18 protein-coding genes and 1 pseudogene are annotated in these 22,133 nt (G+C 41.5%); 2 read left to right on the top strand and 17 right to left on the bottom strand.

The genetic code is table 11. The features are described from left to right. Positions 1–95: 95 nt before the first annotated feature. The 13 genes from JC525_RS11875 to JC525_RS11815 are packed head-to-tail and all read right to left on the bottom strand — an operon-like array spanning position 96 to position 15,294. Positions 96–479 (bottom strand): hypothetical protein, encoded by a 384-nt coding sequence (locus tag JC525_RS11875; protein ID WP_198816029.1) that lies wholly within the window; start codon positions 477–479, stop codon positions 96–98. A 21-nt stretch (positions 480–500) separates the two neighbouring features. Beyond that, positions 501–929: a polysaccharide pyruvyl transferase family protein gene (locus JC525_RS11870; RefSeq protein WP_198816028.1), complete on the bottom strand. Its 429-nt coding sequence runs from the start codon at positions 927–929 to the stop codon at positions 501–503. Between the two features lie 10 nt (positions 930–939). Beyond that, positions 940–2,265, bottom strand: a complete 1,326-nt coding sequence (locus JC525_RS11865) for a glycosyltransferase (RefSeq protein WP_233095142.1) — start codon at positions 2,263–2,265, stop codon at positions 940–942. Between the two features lie 5 nt (positions 2,266–2,270). Continuing rightward, a complete protein-coding gene (locus tag JC525_RS11860) occupies positions 2,271–3,167 on the bottom strand; it encodes a glycosyltransferase family 2 protein (protein ID WP_198816027.1) in 897 nt (298 codons plus the stop codon). Beyond that, positions 3,154–4,539, bottom strand: coding sequence for a hypothetical protein (locus tag JC525_RS11855; protein ID WP_198816026.1), 1,386 nt, complete (start codon positions 4,537–4,539; stop codon positions 3,154–3,156). Before JC525_RS11855 ends, JC525_RS11860 begins: the two co-directional genes overlap by 14 nt. A gap of 8 nt (positions 4,540–4,547) precedes the next feature. Beyond that, on the bottom strand, positions 4,548–5,657 hold the full coding sequence (locus tag JC525_RS11850; protein WP_233095141.1) for a glycosyltransferase family 4 protein: 1,110 nt from the start codon (positions 5,655–5,657) through the stop codon (positions 4,548–4,550). Further along, a complete protein-coding gene (locus JC525_RS11845; protein ID WP_198816025.1) occupies positions 5,654–6,718 on the bottom strand; it encodes an acyltransferase family protein in 1,065 nt (354 codons plus the stop codon). Before JC525_RS11845 ends, JC525_RS11850 begins: the two co-directional genes overlap by 4 nt. Next, positions 6,708–8,588 carry an asparagine synthase (glutamine-hydrolyzing) gene (gene asnB, locus JC525_RS11840; RefSeq protein ID WP_198816024.1) on the bottom strand — a complete coding sequence of 627 codons (1,881 nt, stop codon included), beginning with the start codon at positions 8,586–8,588 and terminating at the stop codon, positions 6,708–6,710. The genes JC525_RS11845 and asnB overlap by 11 nt, the downstream gene beginning before the upstream one ends. Before the next feature lie 12 nt (positions 8,589–8,600). After that, entirely contained in the window at positions 8,601–9,674 is a 1,074-nt protein-coding gene (locus tag JC525_RS11835) for a GNAT family N-acetyltransferase (protein WP_198816023.1), read from the bottom strand. Further along, on the bottom strand, positions 9,674–10,690 hold the full coding sequence (locus JC525_RS11830) for a polysaccharide deacetylase family protein (RefSeq protein WP_198816022.1): 1,017 nt from the start codon (positions 10,688–10,690) through the stop codon (positions 9,674–9,676). Before JC525_RS11830 ends, JC525_RS11835 begins: the two co-directional genes overlap by 1 nt. After that, a complete protein-coding gene (locus JC525_RS11825; protein ID WP_198816021.1) occupies positions 10,683–11,792 on the bottom strand; it encodes a glycosyltransferase in 1,110 nt (369 codons plus the stop codon). The genes JC525_RS11830 and JC525_RS11825 overlap by 8 nt, the downstream gene beginning before the upstream one ends. A 2-nt stretch (positions 11,793–11,794) precedes the next feature. Continuing rightward, on the bottom strand, positions 11,795–12,760 hold the full coding sequence (locus JC525_RS11820) for a glycosyltransferase (protein ID WP_198816020.1): 966 nt from the start codon (positions 12,758–12,760) through the stop codon (positions 11,795–11,797). Beyond that, positions 12,757–15,294, bottom strand: coding sequence for a hypothetical protein (locus tag JC525_RS11815; protein WP_198816019.1), 2,538 nt, complete (start codon positions 15,292–15,294; stop codon positions 12,757–12,759). The genes JC525_RS11820 and JC525_RS11815 overlap by 4 nt, the downstream gene beginning before the upstream one ends. A 140-nt stretch (positions 15,295–15,434) precedes the next feature. Here JC525_RS11815 and JC525_RS11810 point away from each other — a divergent pair, with 140 nt between their 5' ends. Together JC525_RS11810 and JC525_RS11805 are read left to right on the top strand one after the other, a co-directional pair. Further along, positions 15,435–16,694: a TIGR03087 family PEP-CTERM/XrtA system glycosyltransferase gene (locus tag JC525_RS11810; RefSeq protein ID WP_233095140.1), complete on the top strand. Its 1,260-nt coding sequence runs from the start codon at positions 15,435–15,437 to the stop codon at positions 16,692–16,694. Continuing rightward, the gene (locus JC525_RS11805) at positions 16,691–17,275 is read left to right on the top strand and encodes an acyltransferase (protein ID WP_198816018.1); all 585 of its coding nucleotides are present in this window, start codon (positions 16,691–16,693) and stop codon (positions 17,273–17,275) included. Before JC525_RS11810 ends, JC525_RS11805 begins: the two co-directional genes overlap by 4 nt. On the opposite strand, the gene JC525_RS11800 is transcribed toward JC525_RS11805, so the two are convergent. From JC525_RS11800 to JC525_RS11785, 4 genes and pseudogenes are all read right to left on the bottom strand, one after another. Beyond that, positions 17,256–18,317 (bottom strand): GNAT family N-acetyltransferase, encoded by a 1,062-nt coding sequence (locus JC525_RS11800; RefSeq protein ID WP_198816017.1) that lies wholly within the window; start codon positions 18,315–18,317, stop codon positions 17,256–17,258. The genes JC525_RS11805 and JC525_RS11800 overlap by 20 nt on opposite strands. Before the next feature lie 113 nt (positions 18,318–18,430). Beyond that, a pseudogene (locus tag JC525_RS11795) lies at positions 18,431–19,420 on the bottom strand (EDSAP-1 family PEP-CTERM protein); the annotation flags it as partial. Positions 19,421–19,643: 223 nt separating this feature from the next. Further along, entirely contained in the window at positions 19,644–21,275 is a 1,632-nt protein-coding gene (locus JC525_RS11790) for an FAD-binding oxidoreductase (RefSeq protein ID WP_198816015.1), read from the bottom strand. After that, on the bottom strand, positions 21,268–22,089 hold the full coding sequence (locus JC525_RS11785) for a PEP-CTERM/exosortase system-associated acyltransferase (protein ID WP_198816014.1): 822 nt from the start codon (positions 22,087–22,089) through the stop codon (positions 21,268–21,270). Before JC525_RS11785 ends, JC525_RS11790 begins: the two co-directional genes overlap by 8 nt. Positions 22,090–22,133 lie beyond the last annotated feature (44 nt).

Genomic DNA, 22,133 nt, shown 5'->3' with positions numbered 1-22,133 from the left:
AAAACTAGACCAATCCGATCACTTAAGGTAAAACTGGCAAGGACGAAAAAGAAGATGAAAAAGTGATCGGATAAAACCGAAACGACCGATCGGATTCACCGAAATACGCAGTTACCGTATAGATTTACTTTTTTACCTAACTTAGCTGCCGCAATGGCTACGTGTAGCCTGTTGGTGTTAACCGTTTTAAAGGCGTTAATGTGAGATAAAAAACGAAATGTAGACAGCTTGGCGAGCTTAGGTTCGCATGAACTCAACTCATACAGTGCCGAAACGTCCACGTTGTCTGATGGAATGGGAATGTCGGTTTTTTCAACGTCTATTCTAAATGCATTGAGTTCACCGCTTTGAGGTTTGCTCGGGTAGGGATGACCAAACAGTGATTTTAACGTGTAGACAACGTAGTGCTTCAGCGATATACCAAAATCTTCATTTTTAAGGAGTAGGCGGCGCTTCAATTCTGAACCAACACTACCCAATGCCGATTGGTTGGCAGGTTTTTATAGCATCTTTTCCACTTCTGCGCTTAACACCATGTCATCGTGAAGGTATACGTTCGCTCTTGTTACCATTTTGCTAGCAAATTCATAAGAATCCCGTTCTCGGCAAAAGAGATGAACGGTTTCAGGAAGCGATTGCAATAACTCTTCTGCACCAAAAAGCGTGTGAGGTAACAATATAAAGGCTTTCACGCGAGAAGCGTATTTTTTGATATAATAACCAACACGGCTATTTTCACTACCAAAATTGCCGCCTCCACCATAAACAAGAATATCATTGTCTGAGATATCTTTTTCTGACTGGCAGCATTTGTACTCTATATTGTTTCTTCTAAAAAATTGATACGTTGCACACGTGATTAGTGAGTCACCAGCGTTGCCAGGATTGGGAAGGTAGTTTATCTTTCCACCAAACTGTTGAATTAACACTACCAACTCATCATTTATTTATTTTCTTTTCAATCCAGCTATAACAATCGTCAAATGCATTCTGCTCTTCATAAAGGTAATGCATGCCATGTAAGTCATTCACTTTTACTGCGAGGTTTGAGTGCCATTTTACGACGCTATTTTGTTCTATCTCGTAGTCTCTTATCACGTCTTGCATCATTTGAGTGGCTACGTCGCAATTCCTGTTGTTTAAAATATACTCTCTTGGAGAGAAGGTTCCCTCATTGTTTAATAAACTCAATATCTTAATTTCAAGATCTTGCTCGTTTGCAAAGTAACCTGTTTGAGCATTTATAAAATCGTATTTTTCACCGTAATTATGGTTTTCTCTCATTATTACCGGTGTATCACACAGCATTCCTTCAATAATCGCCCTGTTGTTACCCTCAAACTTTGACCACAAGACGTTTATTTTTGCCCGCTTATATAATTCAGCGACTTCTTGAGGTGTTATCCATTCGTAAATCTTTACATTATCAGCCAGCCCCATTTCATCTGCATACGAAAGGATATCAGATTGTGATATGTCACCAGGGTATCCGACTAACACAATCTTGAAGTCGGGCTTTCTTGACACTACGCCCTTCAAAGCTTGGAAAAGTGCTCTGTGACGCTTGTACTTCGCCCATGCAGCCACAACAATTAAATCTATGTCTCTTTCTTCATCTTTAAGAGGGGGAGCGAAATTCTTATAATTTATAAACCAGCTTGGGCCGACCTTAATTGGAATAAGATTTGAATTGAGTGCTTTAACAAAGTTGTAGTCTCTTTCTTCATAGGTTTGAATGAAAATTGGAAACTCTAGCTGCGTGTAAATAAGAATATTCGACTCGCAAAAACCTGCCCAACTAGGCTCCAGAATGAGATGATAATTTTCTAAAATTTCTTCTGCTTTGAAAAAGCGCAGGAACAAAGGGAAGTAGTAACTATAGTTAATAATAATTACGCCTTTCTCAGACCCATTAGGCTTTTTCAGTACGGTGATGATTCCATTTAGCATCTTTTCAGGTGCGGTAAAGAACTCCGCCGTATTTGATAGAGGCTCAACGGCATTAATGAAAGAGTCCTGTATTTCGTTTTCATATTGCTGACCGTTAACGAAATACCGTTTAGCGTATTCTACACCTAGTGAGTAACTGCCAGACCACCCCGTTCTGAAAACTGCTGAAACCAGAGCGAACGCCTTACTTCTAGAACCAAGTTTCCATAGTACAAATGCACATAACTTTACACACGCAACAAGTAGCCCTTTTTTACTGTTGTGATCGAACTTAATAAATTCTATTAATCGATCCTTACTATGTCCCAACTTCATATTTATCACTTCTTTTTGGTGATTAAGTTAACAAAAGTGCGCAATATGCGCTTAACGCTCATAGCATTCCCCTTGCATAGAAAAAGATTTAACGAACATTGCAAAGAGAAAAGGTGATCGTTTTTCTCTTCAGCGATATAAGAAAAAATAAGATAAGCACGGCATTTAGCTTCTTTTTTTAACGTGCTGTTTCTCAATTCTTCGTCGTTGAAGGTTTCATCAAGTATTTCGAGATGTACAGGTAATAATGAGCGTGCATTGCGAGACGTAGATTGCGGTTGAACTCTATAATCTAAAAGCACTTCGTCACACAGTACAATTGGATGATCCTTTGCTATTTGAAGCCATAGTTTCCAGTCTTCCAGTGCCACTAAAGACTCATCAAAGCCGCAATAACGTTTAAAAATATCTGACTTAATTAACAGTGATGAAGTAGTGATAAAATTTTCGACAGCTAAATGCGCGAATACATTTTCGTCATAAAGGCGGCTGTAGGTAGAGCGGTAAACCGTTTTGTTATCGTACCCCAGACCTACATATTGCGAATCGCAGTGCGACCATGCCGCGTCTCCAATTGTATTTAATTGGCGTTCCAGCTTGTTTGCATACCACACGTCATCCGAGTCACAAAATGCGATAAAATCGCCCGTGGACTTCGAAATAGCATTATTTCGGGCCGCAGAAACACCTTGATTTTTTTGTCTCATAGCAATTATGCGGTCGTCACGTTCTGACCATACATTTATGATAGACCACGTCTCATCTGTGGAACCATCGTCAATCACTATAAGCTCAATGTTTCGGTGAGTTTGATTCAGCACACTGCTTATTGATTCTTCTACGTAGTGAGAAGAATTATAAGCAGGCATAATGACGCTCACTTTTTGATTATTCTGTTTCATTTTTTAGTGTAGATACTTTACGTTTATAGGTAAGAAACAAAGGTGGTCTAGCATATTTTCCAAGCGTGTCGCCTTTTGTTAAGGAAATAAACAACCTTCCTTGCTCAGCATCATAATCGGCACCACCTATAGCCAATCCTTTGTATCTTTCTGGTAAAGGAAACTTGCCGTGTTCGTATGGTTGAAGATTGTAGGGCATCGTTAAATTAAGCTTGGCTTTCAGTAAATCAACCACGTCCCATGCCCAATAAAAGCTATAGTAATCAGATGCATCGTATGGGCATGGACCTCCGCATTTATGTCCATTATTTTGCTCAATTTTATAGCCTATACCACTTTCGTGACCTGCTGACTTACCCAGTGTCAGGTAAGTGCGCGTGCCGGGTACAATAAAACCGAAAGACGCCCCAGAAGACAGCGTCCACATTTTGTTTAAACCGTCTTTATTAATGCTTAGAGATCTATAGTCAGGCTGATGCTCATAAACGCTATGGTCGTACAGGGGGGTTTTCATCGAAAAGTCCAGCAGTGCGTCCGTTTCAACAAACCCAGAGGGCCCATAAACCACATCTTTTCGCGGGTTAAAGGAAAATGCCGTCGGGCCAATAGACAACCTAGACGATATTGCCGCGTCTAATTGCGAGCCCGTAATATGCGTTGCGCCAAAGAGAGCGATTAAGTTAGGTGGAATTTCAGATAACCAACCTGCGGCATGGGCTGCGCCTTGCAGTTGATAAGGGCCGTACATTTTACTTTTCGACAGGTTGTTGGCATCCCAAATCATTATACTCGTATCGGTTTCCGTACCTGGAGCATCGTACCAGTTGATATAGTTGACCATTAAGGCATTATCAATTTGCTTAACGCCGGTAATTCTAAAGTAACCATCTATTCCTGTTGAGACCTTTGGGGTATTTATTAACGGAATAAAGTTCTGCAGAACCGTTTCGCCTTTTACAAAATCCCTCAAATCTTCTGACTTTGTTATTTGAGGGATAAGGAATTCACCAATGCCTCCTAATCTTGGGTTACTAGCCACAAACATCGACTTTTTAGATGTACTAAGGCTGAATATACCCAATGAAAAATCGACAGTTGCGTTCTCCGTTTCGCCTGCGCGTTTGGTCGATAGCCGGAAACCGCCTTCGTATTCCCATGCGGAGATGTCAAGCTTAGGTGAGTGAATTAACTCGTATGCTTGGTTAACTTGCGAGCATGTTAACAACGCTTTTTTCTGGCTTAGCCCCAGATATTGCAATACTTCTTGTCTTTTATCGTCACATTGCTCGCTGGTAGAAGCCTTAGCCAAGCAGGTTGAAACAAAAACACTAACCACAATTAGCAGGAGGAGTTGAGTCGAATGTTTTATCATACACATAGTTATCTTCCTGTTATTTCCCGATAAAGATGAGCGTATTGTGCCACCATGTTCTTCGCATTAAACTTTTGGCAAAATACGCTATAGCCATTGGCCCCCATCTCCTTGATAGACATGGGCGATGAGCAAAGTGTATTGATAGCGCTAGTGTATGCCTTCTGATTTGCGTTTTCTGTAACCAGACCAGTTTGTTGGTGCTCTACAATCTCGGAATTTCCTCCTGCATCGGTAACAATGCAAGGCTTGGACAATGACATAGCTTCAAGCAGCGTCATTGATGTGCCCTCACTCAACGAGGAAAGTAGGAAAATATCCATAATGGCCAGATAGCGGCTTGGATCTTTTATATAACCAGTAAAGCGTACATGATCTTCAATTCTTTCTTTTAGCACAAGAGCTTCAAGTGTTGGTCGCATTTCACCGTCTCCAACAAGTACAAGGACTAAATTTTGATTTTCTTTCAAAGCTGCTGAAAATGCTTTTATCATCATTTCTTGATTTTTAATCGGGTCAAAACGCGCTATCGAGCCAAGGACAATACTTCCTTCTGGAATGGCTAGTTCGCTTTTTGTAATGGCCTTTATTGTATGATCGACTTCAAGTGGCTTAATGCCATTATAAATAACGTCTATTCGTGCTTTAGGAATAAACTCATATTCTTCGAGCGCGTCTTTGGTGGCGTGCGAGATTGCAGTTGCCTTTTTAGTTGCTCTCATTAGAACTGGGTTTACAAGCTGGCGTTTCCAGCTCGTTGAATCAGGGTAAAACCTACCGTGTTCTGTGAAAATAACTTTGGCTTTAGTGAACAATGCGGCAAGCGTGCCGTAAACCCAAGGAGTATACTGATGGCAATGCACGACGTCGATGTCATAGCGCTCGATATGACGTCTTAACGATTTAATTAGCGAAGTGTCAAAGCCAGGCTGACGATGAGCGGTAGAGATATCCGTGCCAGCTTTTTTCAGCTCTTCTCCCCAAGGTCCTAAAGGCTCTTCAATACAGAATATCGACATCGCAATGGAACGATCAGAATTGCCGTCAATAATATTCTTTATTACCATTTCAGTGCCGCCAATACGCATGTCATAGGTAACGTGTAGAACTTTAATCATATACCTTCCATCTTCATCTTTTGAGTTCTATCGTTGTGCGCACGGGACTGCGAAAACGAAAACTTAGAGCGAGACTTCATAAAAGGCAACTCTACGAAGCGATACAGACACTCAGACAACAGCAGAGTAATAAACAACGCCGCTACGTAGTAGATTGGAAAAGCAGTGTTGTTAAGGTCGAGCTTATTTAATACTGCAAGTGCGTCAACGTGCAATAAGTACATGGCATAAGAACGTGTAGATATGTGCATGACAGCGCGCGACGCTATACCTGTTGGATTGAAGTTGGTTTGCTCGCCCCAGACAATCCAAATCCCAAACATGAATGCAAGCCCCAAGCTGCTAGGATCACCGATTTCCCACTCACGATTGTATCTGGCGATATAGAAAAACGCGTAGGCTGCAATTGAAGCAATAAAAAAAACGTTAATTTTTTTCTGTGCTTCACCCCAAACATGCTGCTTATAGTGCTTCAAATAAGCTAGTAATACACCCATCGCACAACAATCTAACCTAACGTGAGTTTCGGTATGAGAGGAGTAAAGTTCGAGGTAACGAAAAATAGAAGGGCAAACTAATAACGTTAATAAGACGAAAACTTGATACTTTTTGTCGAGGGCTAATGTAAGTACGAACAATGGGGCAATAAATAAGTAAAATTGCTCTTCCACGGATAAAGACCAACTTACATAGAAAACACTAAGATCACCAAGGTAGTTTTGCAAAAAGAACAGATGAGGCCAGGGAAAAGAGAAATCTTCTTTTGTTAAGTAAAGCTGTAAAATAGTGACAAGTAGCACAGCATAATAAGCTGGCATAGTTCGCATCCACCGCCTGATCCAAAAGCGCGGTACATCAATATCACCAAATTTTTTCTTTTCCAGCAATAATTGGTTGCCTATTAGCCAGCCTGACAACACAAAGAAAAGGTCCACGCCAGTTCCTCCGAATTGAAACGGCGCCAAAATGGCAGGTGCACCAAAAGCTAAAATGCTGTGTGCGGTAAACACTAACATAATGGCGAGAGCTCTAAAGCAATCCAATGAAAAATTACGCTGCATATTTTTCATACCACATTTGATACATCAACATGCTCCACAGTACAATGCCATGGTCAGCTTTGCGCGTTTGATGCTCGCGCCACAGTTTGTTTATAGCAGCGCTTTCAAATACATCGCAAAGCCCGCGCTGTGAACCAATAATTTGAGATTCGGACAGTGATTTCAATTCACCTCTAAACCACTCATCCAGCGGTGTGCTGAAGCCCATTTTCTTTCTATAAAGCAGTGAGTCGGGAATAAAGGGCTTAAAGACCTCTTTCAGTAAGTATTTTTTCTCACCGTCCCGGTATTTCTGTGAAGAGGGCAGTGTAGCAGCGAACTCTGCAACTTGGTAATCCAGAATAGGCGCTCGTACTTCTAACGAATTTGCCATACTCATGCGGTCGACTTTTACCAAGATGTCGCCCGTCATGTAGGTCTTGATGTCGGTGTAAAGAATTTTGCTTAAATGGTCCGGACCGTCGGCTTTGTTATACATGTCTAGGGTATATTGACTAGGGTGGTAATCGGCGAGCTGCTGTGCAACTTCAGGCTTAATTAAGCTTTGCCACATTTCGTCAGTCATCATACTGTTAGTGATATAAAAGCCCATCGCCGGTTCGTGAGATAAGCTTGTGAGTAATGATTTCGCTTTTTTACCGACCGTGCCAGGCACTTTTCCAGCCAATTTCGCTAAATGTGGAAAAACAGACTTTCGGACCGCTTCGGGGAATTTGCTTCTTAGCTTGTTTTCGACATCGTCAATCGAGTACTTTTCGTAGCCAGCGAACATCTCATCGCCGCCGTCTCCCGCGAGAGCAACGGTTACAGCCTTTCTCGCCAGTTCCGAAACGAAGAAGGTAGGCACTAACGAGGGGTCAGCAAAAGGCTCATCAAAAAAGCTCACGATATGTTCTAGTCTGTCGCTAACGTTTTGGTGAACGGTAAATTCATGGTGCTCTGTTTCGTATTTTTCAGCTATTTCACGAGCGAAATCCGCTTCGTTAAATGCTTTATCATCAAATCCTATGGTACAGGTTTTTACGGGAGTTTCGCTGGCTTGTGCCATCATAGCCACAACACCCGAGCTATCCACACCGCCGCTTAAGAAAGCGCCAAGCGGAACATCACTGATCATTCTTTGTTTAGTGACTTTTTCAAGTAAGGTCTTTAACTGCGCTTTATTGGCATCTTCACTGGCACTTGTGGTGTTTTTAAAGCTCAAATCCCAATATTCATGAATGCTGAAACCGTCTTTATTAAGCATTAAATAATGAGCAGGTGGTAACTTGTGAATGTGCTTAAAAATACTCTTTGGGTCGGGAACGTATTGATATGCAAAAAAGTCATATACGGCGTCTAAGCGAATTTCTCTTGGAATGTTCTCCAGCGCCAATATAGCTTTAATTTCAGAGCCAAACGCAAATCGACCATTATCATTAAAATAGTAAAGGGGTTTTTTACCCAATCGATCTCGTGCAATAAACAGTTCTTGCTTGTTTTTGTCCCACAGAGCAAAGGCAAACATTCCGTTTAGTTTATCTAAACACTTGGTTCCTTCGCGTGCGTATAGCTCTAATATAACTTCGGTATCTGTATGACTTTTAAATATAACACCGTCGTTTTCAAGCTCGGCTCGCAATTCAAGGAAGTTGTAGATCTCGCCATTAAAAACAATAACCAAGTCACCCTCTTTTGAGTACATGGGCTGATTGCCTGCTTCTGAAAGATCAAGAATACTTAGCCGCCTATGACAAAGGCCGATATGTTCATCGATATACATGCCGCTGGCATCTGGGCCTCTGTGATGAATAGCCTTGTGCATAGCTTCTAATGAAGTTTCACCGCCTTCGTTGAAATTAAAAAGGCTAAATCCTGCAATGCCACACATGAATGGTTATCCCTACAAACTAATATAAGGTCGAAGAATTGACCCAGTTACAATGGTAAATTTTAAGGGAAGTTCACGCCAAATGTTTTCGGCCATTTCTCTAACCCTGCTTGAGCCTGACTCAGCGTCGCTTTTAGCGTCTATCAACTCATTATTTTTATCAAAACTCTGCCAGTTAAGCAGTTGAGGTTCTGCGCCCCATTGTTTTTTAAATTTATATGTACCTTCTTCAAAGGTTGAGCGGCCAAAGTCAAAAACTTTCACGCCATTGTCGGCGCAATGGGAAAGCAAAGACCAATACAACAACATATTAGGAGCAAGGCGATTGAAGTCACGAAGTGTTGAGGCCCATGGAATAGAAGCGTTGTCACCCGATTTTATGATAACGCCACCACCAATAGGCTGGCCATCGTGATAAACCACGCTAATTAAACTACTTTGGCCGTAACTTTTTATAATTGCCTTAAACCATTTTTCGGCATGAACAGGAGAGCCGAGATCTCTCATGTTTTGAGCATATACGTTGTAGAAATCACTTACTAGGAGGTTCGATGTGCCTAACTCAAAGGTAAGCCCATTTTTTTCCGCCTTCCTTATTTGGCTGCGTAATTTAGATTTGAAACTTGATAACAGTATTTCACTTGACTCAGGCAGTGGCAAAAGCATACGTACTTTTTTGTTTTCAAACTGGATTTTGTCTAAAGGTGATTGTTCTATACCTCTAATTTCCAATTTTTTTCCTGTTACGTTTCGCATCTGCGCAACAAGAAGCGCATGCATGTCATTTAACACCTTGTCGTTGTCGGCTAAGCCATAGCCTACATCGCAATAAGGTAAAGAACATATTTGTTTGCCCAGTAAAGGTATATTCATTAAAACAGCAGGGAAAACACCAACAACTTGCCCCGTATTAGCACATGTGGCAATAACGCCAAGCATTGAATGACCGTAAGCGGCCTTTACCGCTTCAAGCCACGCAAACTTGTGATAAGCGGAAGCATTTTTGTGTTGTGATACATAGGCATCCCACAAAGGTTTGTCGCTGGCTGACGCTATTCGTAACTTTGTATTTTGATGTGCCGTCATTAATTTTGCTCACCTTTAATAACACCGCTTGAAGCGCTGCGGTTACTTAAATGCACCTTGGCTTCTGAGATAGTGCAAAATTTAACATTGGCATTTTTCGCTAAGTGTTGAGTTACAACCTCAATGCGCTGGCATATTGTTTCAAATGCATTTGGCCCGTCTAAAAGGCCCGTTGCTCCGTCGATTAGACTAGAGCTGTGTAAGTACATATGAATAACGGGTTGTCTTTTCTGAATGCTCTGGTCGACTAACGCAAGCATGTCTTCGATTTCGGTAAGCTCTGGACTCAAATAAATCTTTCTTAAAAGCTTACTGTGCCAAAGTAGACCGACAGATTTAAACCAATTAAAAGGCGGTTTAGATAGACGATTATGAATGCGTTCACCAAGTGAAAAGTTTTGAATGTTAAACCCGGCGGTAACAGGGATCTCAAGCAGTTGACGCTGTTCTCCAGGTGCCAGTGCATTGTCAAAAGAAGGCCAATAGGGTGATTCCGGCGCGCCGAGGCAGCTAAAATAGTCGTTCCTGTAAAAGGGATAAACGCTTGAATCCACAACATAGCCTCTTGATGCAAGTAATCTAAGCATTTTGGCACTTACGCCCCATCGCCCGCTTCTAAAGGACTGTGGGCGAACGCCTATTTCGTCGTGTAAAAGGGCGTTTAGTGCATCGAGTTTTTGCTCTACTTGCTCTAAAGGAAGGTTTATTACGTGAGATTCCGCTTCGGTTGTCTTACCGAAATAGGGAGGGTTGCACCAAGGGTGTAGATGTGCTCCAATTTCCGCGCTGTTAGACTTAGCAAAGGTTCGCAGAGTTTGACTGCCAACATTATTGCTTGCAACGGCGTAATCAACAAAATACGTAGGACGGATACCAAGACTTTCACAGAAAGTTTGAAATGCAGGAAGCTTTTCAACGTTTTCAACTGAACAGTTATGCTGCGGAAACTCTTCGTCCCACTGCCATTCTTCTTCAGTATCAATAGTTAAAACAAATAACACGTCCTGTTTATGCATTTACACTCTCTTTCAGGATTCCTTCGAATAATTCAAGGTATTCATCAGCCATTCTCTTGGCAGAGAAATTTGCTTCTACAAACAACTTTGAGTTTTGAGCTAGTGAAGAGGCGAGCGCTTTGTCATCTAGCAACTTCTCCCAATCTTTCTCAAGCTGGTTGATGTCGTGAAGCGGGACCAATAAACCTGATTCGTTGTGTGTTATTAGCTGGTCGATACCCGCAATATCATAAGCAGACACCGGAATTTCCATGGCGCATGCTTCCATTAAGCAGCGAGGAATGCCTTCAAGCGTCGACGTCATTACGAACAAGTCAAAGTCGCGCAGCAGCTGTAGCCTGTCATTTCTAAAGCCTAAAAAATGAATGTCGCTGGCACTAGCCAGTGTTTTTGAATACGCCTCTAAGCTGGGGCGGTCTTCGCCGTCACCCAGCAGTACTAATTCAATATCTTGACGCTTTTTATATAAAGACTCGAAGCAGTCTAAAATGGCTTTTATATTTTTCCGGCTGATCATTTGGCCCACAAAGCCAATGGTCTTCTTTTCTTTTGGCTTGTCTGTTTTTGTTTGTCTAACGGCTTCTACTTCAGACAAGTCTACGCCATTTTGGATATACTCAAGTTTGTCAGGCGATATATTAAACTTCTCCACATCACTCATTAGTTGTTTAGAAAGTGGAACAACTTTGTCGGCAAAGCGCATCGACTGACATCCTAACCAAATAAAGAGACGGAGTTTCAAGTCGGCAGCATTTTCAAAGCCGTGGGGTGTTACAACACACGGAATACCTGCTTTTCTAGCCGCCATTACGCCCAAAATATCTGACTTATAGCCGTGAGTATGGATAATATCGATATCTTGTTCTTGAATTAAATCCGCCAATTTCGAAACGGCACGCAGGTCAAAACGACCCTGCATAGGAATGTGGTGAGTTTTTCCAAACGCTTTGAACTGTTTTACAAGTTCTAGCTCTTCTGTACCCGGCTCTAAGGTAACCACAAGCTCACTCGAAACATTATCTGGTAAATGCTTTGATAGCGCTAACACCCATCTTTCTGCACCGTAAAAACCGGTTGAACATATAAACTGTAAAACTTTCATTGTTATTTATGCGAGCTGGTACTAACAGCGCCGCGTACTCCTATTAATGTTCCAAGTGCTCTAGCCGGAAAATAAAGCAGATAAAAAAGTGAACAATGCCACCAAGTTACTTGCTGCTTAACAAGCCTTTTTAGTCGCCACGTGTACGCTGCAAAAGGCAGTAAAGCGCCTACTAACATAACTATAGCGACAATAGGTTGCGAGAATATTATCGCGAGAAAAGCCAGTAAAAGACCTCCTGTAAACGCAAAAGGAACAACAAAACTTGGCCATTCTCTCAGCGGAATGCGCCTTCCTTTTAAAGATGCAATATTGGACTGGCCGCGCCATATTTCTTTTTTATACATCGGTGCGTAAGCTTTGTCTTCGCCAATGTGAATATACTGGGTTTGTGAGGTGTAAAACAACTCACCTAATTTACTAACCTTATCGGTAAAGAAATAATCTTCACAAGTAAGAAGGTGTTCAGGAAACTTACCTGCCGCTTCAAATGTTTCCTTTAAAAGAAATAAGTTGCGGCCAGGCAGAAAGTTTACAGGTACATCAAGTTCAGCATTGCTTAACGCCGTTCTTATTCTCTCTAAAGGCGGCGCGTTAGGGCTGTTCACCTGCATGGCGCTAACTAGAGCCGTATTGTCTCGCGTTTTGAGAGTATCAATCATCACGTCTAGCCAATTCGAAGCAAGTGCAACATCTGCGTCTAAAAATGCCAAGTATTTACCTGTGGCCAAGCAGGCACCCAGATTCCTAGAATGTGAAATCGTGTTATTTTCTTCGTTATATAAAACTCGCAAATTTACCGTTTCTTTAAACTCGTTAAGCGCTTCTGAAATTTCTTTGTTTTGGCTAACCAAGATAACTTCGTATTGTTCTTTAGGTGTTTTTAGCTCCGCAATGCTCGTTAACGTTTCAATGAGCATGTCTTCACGCCCCTTATGCGGAATGATAAAAGACGTATTAATACTCATGGCTTACCTAACCACTTCTGAAGCTGTGGAAAACGTTTAACTAGTTGTTTTCTCTCTCTTGACGGAGATAAATCAATAAGGCTGGACAAAAGAAAACGTAATGAACTGGATTTCTCTGTTAAGGCCTGACCTTTTTGTGTAGAAGTCGATAAAAGGGGGCGGGCAGCCTGCTTAAAACCGGAGTAATGACCGTTTTGCATCATTAAACAAATTACGCGCGTGGTGCTCGTTTCAGTACTCGTACTAAGGCGTTGATAAATTGTATCTGCTAGTTGTTCGGCTTTTTGTTCAGCAAGTGCACGTTGGGCTTCAGTTAAATAGTTAGATGCAAAATGCAGTACGCATAGTTTTCTTAAGTCTTGCCCACTCCATGTCTGATTCGGAAACTCAAGAATGTCAGGCTTATCTAAATAAGCGTATTCGTTCACTGCCATCCAATTGGCATAGTGAGTAAGTGAGTCTACTGCGTATTGGTAGCTAGAATCACACTCACTGCGCTGCTCTTTAACTGATATAAATCGGCAAACGGCTTGTAAGAAGACAGTATAAAACCAGGTTGCTTCGACATTATCTAATTGCAACTGGTCGAAGTCATCGGTGGGGGAGACCGTATGCGCTATAATATAGGACGCGGCCTCAATATCGCTATCACAACCTTGTAGTTCGTACCTATCTAGCCTTGCTTGCAGGTAGTTACCCGTACCTCTGTCTAGAGGGTACTTTCCTGTTTTTACATTTTTAACACCAGGAATATCGCTATTTTTAAACGCAAGCAGGGCGCCTACAAACGTACCGTCGCCTTCATAATAATTGGTTACCCATTGCGTTATGGATAATGCGGCGTCTCGAGACGGTGTGTAGCCAGTAAGCAAATGATGCAAAGTGAGGCCATTAGTATAACAATGCTGCCCACCCGGGCCGCCGCCTCCAGCATGATCATCATAAACACCAGTAGGCTGGTGCTTTGAATATGTTCTGTGAGAAGCCGTATATGCCTGAACATAATGGTCCGTATGCCAAAATAGTCCGCCGCTATATTCAGGTTTATCGTCGCTGGTGTGATAAACATCAATATCTGCAACATGCTTGGCAAGGTCATCGGCTAGCTCAAACCAACAAGGATCGCCGCTTAACAACCACTGCATCAGCATTCCAAATATAGGGTCGTATTGATTGTTGTAATGTGACACGAAAAAGGGCTCGTCAGGTGCGAGTGCCTTTTCGTGATCCGCATACAACTCACCAAAATGTCGCCAGCCAAATTCGTCGATATCGAGCCGCTTTTGATAAAAAGAAGACGAACCTTCAATGCCATTTTTTATAAGTGAGTCAAACTCACATGATTTAGAAGGGAGAAAAGGCAAAACAGATGCGTTTTTTAACCAAGCGCTATCAATGACTACCTGCAGCGATTGTATGTCAAAAGGTGCGATTGAAATGCGTCTTGTTTTTTGTTCACCAGGCTGGAGTTCAGTATTCTCACTATGCCTAGAACCTAACAAGCTAACGCTCAAACTGTCTGCTGTTAAATGTGCTGAAGAAGGAAAATTTTGCCAAAACTTATCAACATGAATACTAAAAGTGCTACCGCTGTTTGAAATCTTAATTTGCGGTTGCGCTTGATCACCCGAAAGTAATATCTGTTCTGATTGGTAAAGCTTAAAACCGCGAAACGGAAGCGAGTTAACGTTGTCTTGATTTACATGGACTGGACTTTGCCAGTTTTCAAAACCACTGGAAGCCTGATGAAGTGTCAGCTCTTCATGTTCAGATGAACTAAAGACATCAGAATTTAGCGTCAGCGTAGGCTCTAGCGATTTACCTTTGAACGAGATACAGCATTCTTTTAAATAAATACTGTTTGGGTCTCCCAAGTCCCACTTCCCATTTGGGTGTGACGCAGCGCTTGGGTTTCGCATTGTTAAATGAGCACAAACCGTTCCGGTACTAAGGAAGATTGACGCTTCTGTTTCAACAATCAGCTTTTTATCGCTGCCAAGCCTAATCTCGTATTTTTGTTCAACGGTTAATGCGCTGTATTCGTTGTTATTGCAATGAAGAGCATAAGAGAATGCAATAGGGGTTATCGATTGAGGAGTAATATCAACAATATCGAAAGAGCTGAATAAGTGCTTGTTGGTTGCAAACTCAAAAGGCTTGGCTTTGTTAATTGTGAATGTTTTGCCATTGCACAATGACAGTGAAAGCGCCTCATCGTTATTGTTTACAGGTGAGACAAGCTTTTTCGATGGTGAGCCGCTTTCCACCGCTTCTAACGTCAGAACTATTTCATCGCTTACCGAATGGTGCTGTAAATCAATCAAACCTTCACATAACAACCATTTTATTGAACCATCTGGCCATAGCTGCGAGGTTTTGATAAAAGCGTCAGTTAGTAGTATTCCGTTTGCGGCAAGCCGAAATTGAGTGACGGCGGGCCACATTCCCTTAGGGCAGGGCAACCCTGTTTTAAAATGTCCGCACGTCTCTTTCGCTAAAGAGGCAATCTGGATAGTTCCAACCGTTTGTGTCATTACTGCTTTCTTTATTTCTTCCGTGAGCAATGTTCTTGATGAACATATGCATAATGACTCTAGTATGCCAATGGAATTGCCACTTGTGTAGCCTTCATCACTAATTTGTTGCTTTGACCTTATATTTGCTTCGAAGTAGTATGACTACAGGACAAATAAAAACATTAAAGATAGCTTGGAAGGCGCTGATGTCGAAAGTTTGCGTGTTGTCGCAACGAGTACCGTATCCCCCAAATAAGGGGGAAAAACTGAGGACTTACCACCAGATTGAATTCTTAAAGCGCTGGGGGTATGAAGTAGAAGTTTTTTCTTTAATCGAGACTGAAGATGACAAGAAAAATGCAGAGTCTCTTTCTGCTTATTTAGATATTGCAGTCAACACTTACCTATTAGAAAGCAAATTGTCGCGTTATATTAAGGCGGTCTGTAAAGGGCTGCCAATCAGTGTAGGTGCATTTTATTCAAAAGCGCTCCAGAAAGTAGTTAATCAGAAACTTAAGAAAGGCAGCGATACGCTCTTACTCACTGCATCAAGTCTAAGTCATTATGTTTTCAATTCTCCAAACCTTAGCGGGTCAACGTGCCGTTTATTCATGGACTTTATGGATGTTGACTCTGATAAATGGGCACAATACGCAGCGTCGTCTTCATTTCCTATGAATCATGTTTACAAACGAGAAAGTGCAGGTATTAAAAATTTAGAAGCAAAAACCAATAAAATGTTTGATGAATGCTTTTTGATTGCCGAGGAAGAGACAGCTTTGTTTAGTAAAAAAGTCGACGATTCAAAGCCAGTTACCGTGCTAGGCAATGGCTTAGATTTTAATGCGTTTTACCCCGCTAATTCTAAAACGGTTGTGACAAAAACTATATCTCATCCCCACTTTCTCTTTACAGGGGTAATGGATTACAAGCCAAATGTAGATGCCGTGCTCTGGTTCATGAAAAATTGCTGGCCCTTGATTCGCAAAGGGGCGCCAAATGCCAAATTTACGATAGCAGGTATGAACCCTATTGAAGACATTAAGTCATTAAACGGAAAGGTTGGGGTAGAAGTTACTGGTTTTGTAGATGATATATTGCCGTATTTTCATAACGCTCACGCATTTGTTGCACCGTTCAGGCTAGCAAGAGGCGTCCAAAATAAGGTGTTACAAGCCGCAGCATGCAAACTCCCAATTATAACAACGCCAATGGGAGGAGAGGGGATTCATTTTGCTAATAGCGATGCAATGTGGATAGTTAAGGATGCTGATGAATTTGCATCAGCTTGTTTGGAAAGTATTAACGACCTTGGGCTCGCTCAAACAAAAGCTGAGAAGAGTTATAGGGCCATTATCAGTGAATATAGTTGGGAGCAACAATTAACTCCTTTAAAAGAGGCGTTGGGGCAGAGATGAAGAATTTGATTAAGCAAGTTTTTTTTGTACTGTGCGCAATCGTTATGATGCCGTTTACGCTTCTTTATTTTCTGCTATCTTTTTTTGTTAATAAAGACAGCACTTTTTCTTCTTTTAGCCAATTGTTGTCTCTTTTGCCCGGCAAGCTGGGGTGCTATTTACGAGCTGGATTTTATCGATTTACTATGACGTCTTGTGCTCCTAATGCTCTCATTGGCTTTGCGACCCTTTTTTCACAAAAAGATACTGAGATTGACGAGGGAGTATACATCGGGCCGCAATGTAATATAGGCAAATGTGCTATAGGCAGAAACACCTTGCTGGGCAGTGGCGTGCATATTATGAGCGGCAAAGGCCAGCATAACTTTTCTGACCCAAATAAACCTATTAAGGACCAAGGCGGAGTATTTACTAAAGTTAGTGTTGGAGAAAACTGCTGGTTAGGTAATGGCGCCTTGATTATGGCAAACGTAGGTAAGGGAAGCGTTGTCGCAGCAGGTTCGGTGGTTGTTGATGATGTTCCTGATGGGGTAATTGTTGGAGGGAATCCGGCTAGGGTGCTTAAGAAAGTTTCTGTTTAAGGTGTTTAAGAAAGCTGGCTAATCCCCCCTCGATAGACTTAGTATATAAAGTTAAATTCTTGAATTCATAAGCTTCTGTGCAAAAGCTTTTTTTATATCGACTCTCTCCACCCAAGAAATCATACCAATGAAAGCCCTTTTTTCGGTAATACTCCATCAACGTAAAATGCAAAGTGTACCCAGGTTTGATTTTATTGTTAGCAAACTGATAATTTATGCCTGAGCAGTAAAAATAAACAGTATCACCAAAAGCTAAGTTATAAGTGTAGCCCAATAGTGTAGCGCCTGCTTTCACTTCTGCAATACTCACATATTCAGAAAAATTTTCTAAAAAATACCTGTGATGCGCGAGAAAAGATGGGTTGTCAAATCCACTACCTTCTGTGCTGTCGCTCCACTTCTCTTTATGCAACGCGCCTAAATTATCCAAAAAAATATGACGCTGGGCTTCTGATGCTTCATTCACTGAAATCGAGCCATATTGGTCTTCAAGCAGTCTAGTAGAGCGGCGAATTTGAGAACGGGTGTTTTTTGACAATTGCTTTTCCAAGTCTGGAGTAAGCATTGAAGTTCGATAGCCATTAATTGTTTCGGCTTTAATGTCAAAGGTATTTTCAATTATCTCCTTGCTAATTGATATATCGTGCGACATAGAAATATACAGCTTACAAGCATGACTTTTTTTGGCTTCCTCTAAAAGGGATATAAGGCATGCTTGTTCGTGTTTTTTTGAGCAAATTAGAGTGTTATATTCAATCCAAACTTGGTCTTCACTAATTATGCCAGATTGGTTTAAATACCATGAATGAATGGGAGGGAAAAGCAGCGTCTTTTTACTCGCTATCCAACAATAGCCGATAGGCTGGTTTTCTAACTTGAAGATGTAAAGACTAGGAAATAGTTTCAGGGAATATACCCAAGATTCCTGCCAAGCTAGAGAGGTGAAGGGGGTAGGTGTGTCAATATGCTCATGAACTTCTCTTAGAAATATTTTAACCTCTTCAAATGAAGCGAAAATTTTACGCTCTAGGAATACTGCCATAAACAAAATTTTAAGTTGAGAAAGCTTGATATCAAGCCTAACGATAAAAATGGTTTCAGTAAAATGAAAAAAGCCCTCTTGCGAGGGCCTTTAGATAGTTTGTCAATCTTTTTTTACGATTTTCTGCGTCTAGATGCAGCTAAACCTAGAAGACCTAGGCCAGCAATTGCTAAAGTTCCAGGCGCTGAAACTAGAGAAACTCGTGCTGTTGATTCCTGCTTGATATCAACCTGATAATCACCAGAACCTACACGGAAAAATCCGCTATCGCCTGAACCTGTAGCCACGAAACTGCCAGTGTCGCTTCCAGAGAAGTCATCACCTTCATTAACAAGATTTCGGCTCAGAAGTGTTGGGCCGATATCAACGAAGCCACCGCCAAAGTCGAATCCAAGTGCACCGCCATTTCCATTAGAAGTATCAGTACCTAGACCAACAGTAAGAATTGCTGATGCCGTTGCATTAGAAACCTGACCTGAACCTATAGATTGAGCCGTATCAACAATAAGTGAGTAAGTCGCAGCAAAACCCAAGTATAATTCAGAAACATTTTGTACAGTAATTTGTAGCGCAGTTGTAAGAGCATCAGCTATATCTGAATTACCTGAAGCGATATTGTTGTTGCTGCCGACAGATGCTGCTGCATATGTCATCCCTGATGCCTGACTGGATGGATCCGCAAGAGCATTACCACTCACAATCGCGTCAGCCATGCCATAGCCGTACCCATTTGCAAGACTATCATTGTGAATAGCAAGCGCACTACCGTAATTGTTTAATAAACTGTTATTAGAAACACCTAAAATCCCACACGAAGGACCTGTACAGTCAAACACACCATCCGCTGTGTTTTCAGCAATAACGAAACTAGTTGCATCGTCTGCGAAAACAGGTGAGTCGGGAAGGCCAACACCGTTAAAGCCAGTACTGCTAGATGCTGAACGTAGACCGCCTGTGATAGTTATGAATGTCCCTAGGTCTTGAGGAGCAACTTGCTGTGTCAGTGCAGCGTCATAGTAGGCAACGATCCCAAACGACTGAACATCTAAATAGGATGTTGCTACAACGCCCGCGTTCGCAGAGAGCGAAGCGCCTGCTAGAACAGCTCCAGCTACTAAGCTCTTTTAAATTTTAGAAAATTTCATGTCTTTTCCTTTTGAATAAGCATTCTGTTTTTCGCGACTAGTTGACTGCACAGCGTTAGTAGCGATTGTCATTAAAATGTTAGCAGGTAATGTGCCATTAATTTAAGATTATGATTTTAATGGGATTTGTTTTGTTTTTGTGCTCGGTGAATTTTGAGGTGTTAAATAACCTGACACGCTATCACAACCCGTAACGCCCCGACGCGATTACGGAGTTAGGGTCTAGTGTATGTTTAATCTCTCGAATGCTTTCTATCAAGGTCGAGGAATAGTATTTGTCATAATCACGATGCTGTAAGCTATTGAGCCTGTAGGTCAGGTAGCCGCTCTCTATGAGTCGTCTTACCAATGAACTGTGACAGCTCTCCGCATGATGGTCTGAGCTATCAGAACGTCTGTCATATAACAGAGAGATTACACATTCAATTGCCGTTGAGGTGAGTACAGTCATCGATATTGCTGATTCGACGTCAAATTTCTCTAGAACTTCTGAAACAATAGATACGAGCCTTTCGGCATTTTTACCTGTAGCTGGGGCTGTTGGTGCGAGCCATATAAGACCAACTTTGTTTCTTTCAAGCTTTGTGAAGTCTTTGTCAGGAGGAAGCTTTGTTAGTTTATAATGCACACTTTTTAGAAAGTCATTCGTAGGTTCACCGCGTTTGAGTTTCATTAGGCTGTTTAACTTGTCGAGTGTTTTGTCGACTTTTAAACCACTTAATTGGGATACTTTTGGGGCAATTCTCTTTAACCATTTGAATTTAGCTTCGCTAATAAACTGTACTTTAAACTCTCCATTTGCAAAGGTACGTTTAATTTTCTTCTTCCAAACTTCTACTTCGTCGTTACTTCCGTAAAGTGCACCTGATGCCGTCCATTCGTTTAACATGTAAACTTTTGCATGTCCCTTTCTATCTTCGTCTGATAGTGAAAGCTTTGAAAGGGGCCAGTCACTTTCATCAAGGGCTGCCTGCAATGATTTATCGAGATTTGTTATGTGGACGCAGCTTTTTATAACTTGCCTTTCTCGTAATTCACGAATTCTATCGACCAAGATATTAATGTTTGTGTCTTTCTTTGTCGAAATAAAGAATGGAAGATAGCATTCAGGGGCAGCTATAAGTTTAAGTGTTGCCTCAGTTACAATACCCAGCGTTGATTGAGAAAACATTCCGTCAACGTAAGGGCCCACGCCCCATTTATATATCCCTTCACTCGCAAATCGTTTTGATTCGTCAGAAAATTGTCTAAATCCAGTTGAAATAGCTTTACCATTTCCTAAAACTACATCTAAGTCACTAATGAACTCAAAGTGGTTGCCGGCGGGAGTATGACCAAACCCTCTCTCTAGGCTGTTACCCAAAACACTGCAATCTACTGATGAGCCTGTTGCGTCCATCCAAAACTTAAGGCCTTTCTCTCTTAAAAAGTCATAAAGCTGCTTTTGCGTAACACCTGCCCCAATTCGTACTGTACCCAAAGTATCGTCATATTCTGTGATGCTGTTAAGGTTAGCTAGATACAGTAAGAAAGCGTTGTCGCTTCCCGCTTCCGAGCACGTATAGCCCCAGTTTTTCCCACTGCTAATAGGGTGTAATTGAAATTTTTCATCGCTTTGACTGTTAACGTCGTTGAACAATTTAACTATTTGGAAAACATCACTTTTGTCATTGGGTATGATTACAGCACAAGGGTGTGTCTGTTCCTTCATTGTGCTTGTAGAAAACTCGTCAAACATATCGCCATTTGTAAGAACATTCGGCTTTCCAACGATAGCCTCTATTTTGTTTACTAATTCCATTTTTTTAGACATTATCGAGTTGCTCTTTCATGTCTTTTCCAATGACCATCATCAACTTCTTAAAACCAGGAGATAGTGTTTGAAATAACACTTTGGGGTCGATATGATAAGGCGCTCTTTTCCCGTGATATTCAGTCACCTTTCCTATTTGGGTAAAAGGGATACCCACAAATCTAAGGCTGCGAGCAAGCCTAGGTTCCATCATTACGAATATATGATTGATGCCTTTTTGTTGCGTAACCGTTGCGGCCATAAAATATAAACTGATGGCAATGAAGGGAAAGCAACGCATTTCATTTTGTGAGAAGCTATGTTCATCAATTACACCAGTACCTGCGCCTTCATACTTATCAGTTTTCCGTTTACGAAATTGCGCGGGAACAGCAAGACGCGATATTTCACAAATTTCTTCACGCTTGTAATTTTTAGGATGAAGGACTTCATCTTCTAAAGCGTGACTACAAAATTGCTCGATAGGGAGCAGTTGCTCGGGAGAATTCGACATTACCATGCGAACCGTGCCTGCAAAGTTTTTTGACCCTTTATGCTGGACTAAGCAATGGATCGAGTGCTCGTCAAATTCATCTTTCTCCAAGCCGTCTGATTTTTCCGGTTCAAACGCTAGCTCAGTGCAGTAAACATCATGTCTTATCCTGAATGATAGTTCCTTGGTGGCCTGGTCATTTGCTATGGAGGTATTGAAAAATTGTTTAAAATGGGTAGCTATTTTACTTACTTCTCGGTTTGCAAGTGTGGTCTGAAGTGATTTAGACACATTCTTAAGCAGTGGATTACTATCCATTTTTTTAAACAATTGCTGTAGCATTGTCATTCTCTTATTGGCACGGTGTTACTACTAGATAAGCATAG

The organism is Alteromonas sp. IB21 (assembly GCF_016405965.1).
In the GTDB taxonomy this organism is placed as follows: domain Bacteria; phylum Pseudomonadota; class Gammaproteobacteria; order Enterobacterales; family Alteromonadaceae; genus Alteromonas.
The sequence above is the reverse complement of the archived record's forward strand: the minus strand, read 5'-3'. Positions and strand labels throughout refer to the sequence as shown.

Bases quoted from the DNA above. Each gene is read 5' to 3' on its own strand.
- JC525_RS11865 (WP_233095142.1), bottom strand. From the start codon at position 2,265: ATGAAGTTGGGACATAGTAAGGATCGATTAATAGAATTTATTAAGTTC.
- JC525_RS11860 (WP_198816027.1), bottom strand. From the start codon at position 3,167: ATGAAACAGAATAATCAAAAAGTGAGCGTCATTATGCCTGCTTATAAT.
- JC525_RS11855 (WP_198816026.1), bottom strand. From the start codon at position 4,539: ATGATAAAACATTCGACTCAACTCCTCCTGCTAATTGTGGTTAGTGTT.
- JC525_RS11850 (WP_233095141.1), bottom strand. From the start codon at position 5,657: ATGATTAAAGTTCTACACGTTACCTATGACATGCGTATTGGCGGCACT.
- JC525_RS11845 (WP_198816025.1), bottom strand. From the start codon at position 6,718: ATGCAGCGTAATTTTTCATTGGATTGCTTTAGAGCTCTCGCCATTATG.
- asnB (WP_198816024.1), bottom strand. From the start codon at position 8,588: ATGTGTGGCATTGCAGGATTTAGCCTTTTTAATTTCAACGAAGGCGGT.
- JC525_RS11835 (WP_198816023.1), bottom strand. From the start codon at position 9,674: ATGACGGCACATCAAAATACAAAGTTACGAATAGCGTCAGCCAGCGAC.
- JC525_RS11830 (WP_198816022.1), bottom strand. From the start codon at position 10,690: ATGCATAAACAGGACGTGTTATTTGTTTTAACTATTGATACTGAAGAA.
- JC525_RS11825 (WP_198816021.1), bottom strand. From the start codon at position 11,792: ATGAAAGTTTTACAGTTTATATGTTCAACCGGTTTTTACGGTGCAGAA.
- JC525_RS11820 (WP_198816020.1), bottom strand. From the start codon at position 12,760: ATGAGTATTAATACGTCTTTTATCATTCCGCATAAGGGGCGTGAAGAC.
- JC525_RS11815 (WP_198816019.1), bottom strand. From the start codon at position 15,294: ATGACACAAACGGTTGGAACTATCCAGATTGCCTCTTTAGCGAAAGAG.
- JC525_RS11810 (WP_233095140.1), top strand. From the start codon at position 15,435: ATGACTACAGGACAAATAAAAACATTAAAGATAGCTTGGAAGGCGCTG.
- JC525_RS11805 (WP_198816018.1), top strand. From the start codon at position 16,691: ATGAAGAATTTGATTAAGCAAGTTTTTTTTGTACTGTGCGCAATCGTT.
- JC525_RS11800 (WP_198816017.1), bottom strand. From the start codon at position 18,317: ATGGCAGTATTCCTAGAGCGTAAAATTTTCGCTTCATTTGAAGAGGTT.
- JC525_RS11790 (WP_198816015.1), bottom strand. From the start codon at position 21,275: ATGTCTAAAAAAATGGAATTAGTAAACAAAATAGAGGCTATCGTTGGA.
- JC525_RS11785 (WP_198816014.1), bottom strand. From the start codon at position 22,089: ATGCTACAGCAATTGTTTAAAAAAATGGATAGTAATCCACTGCTTAAG.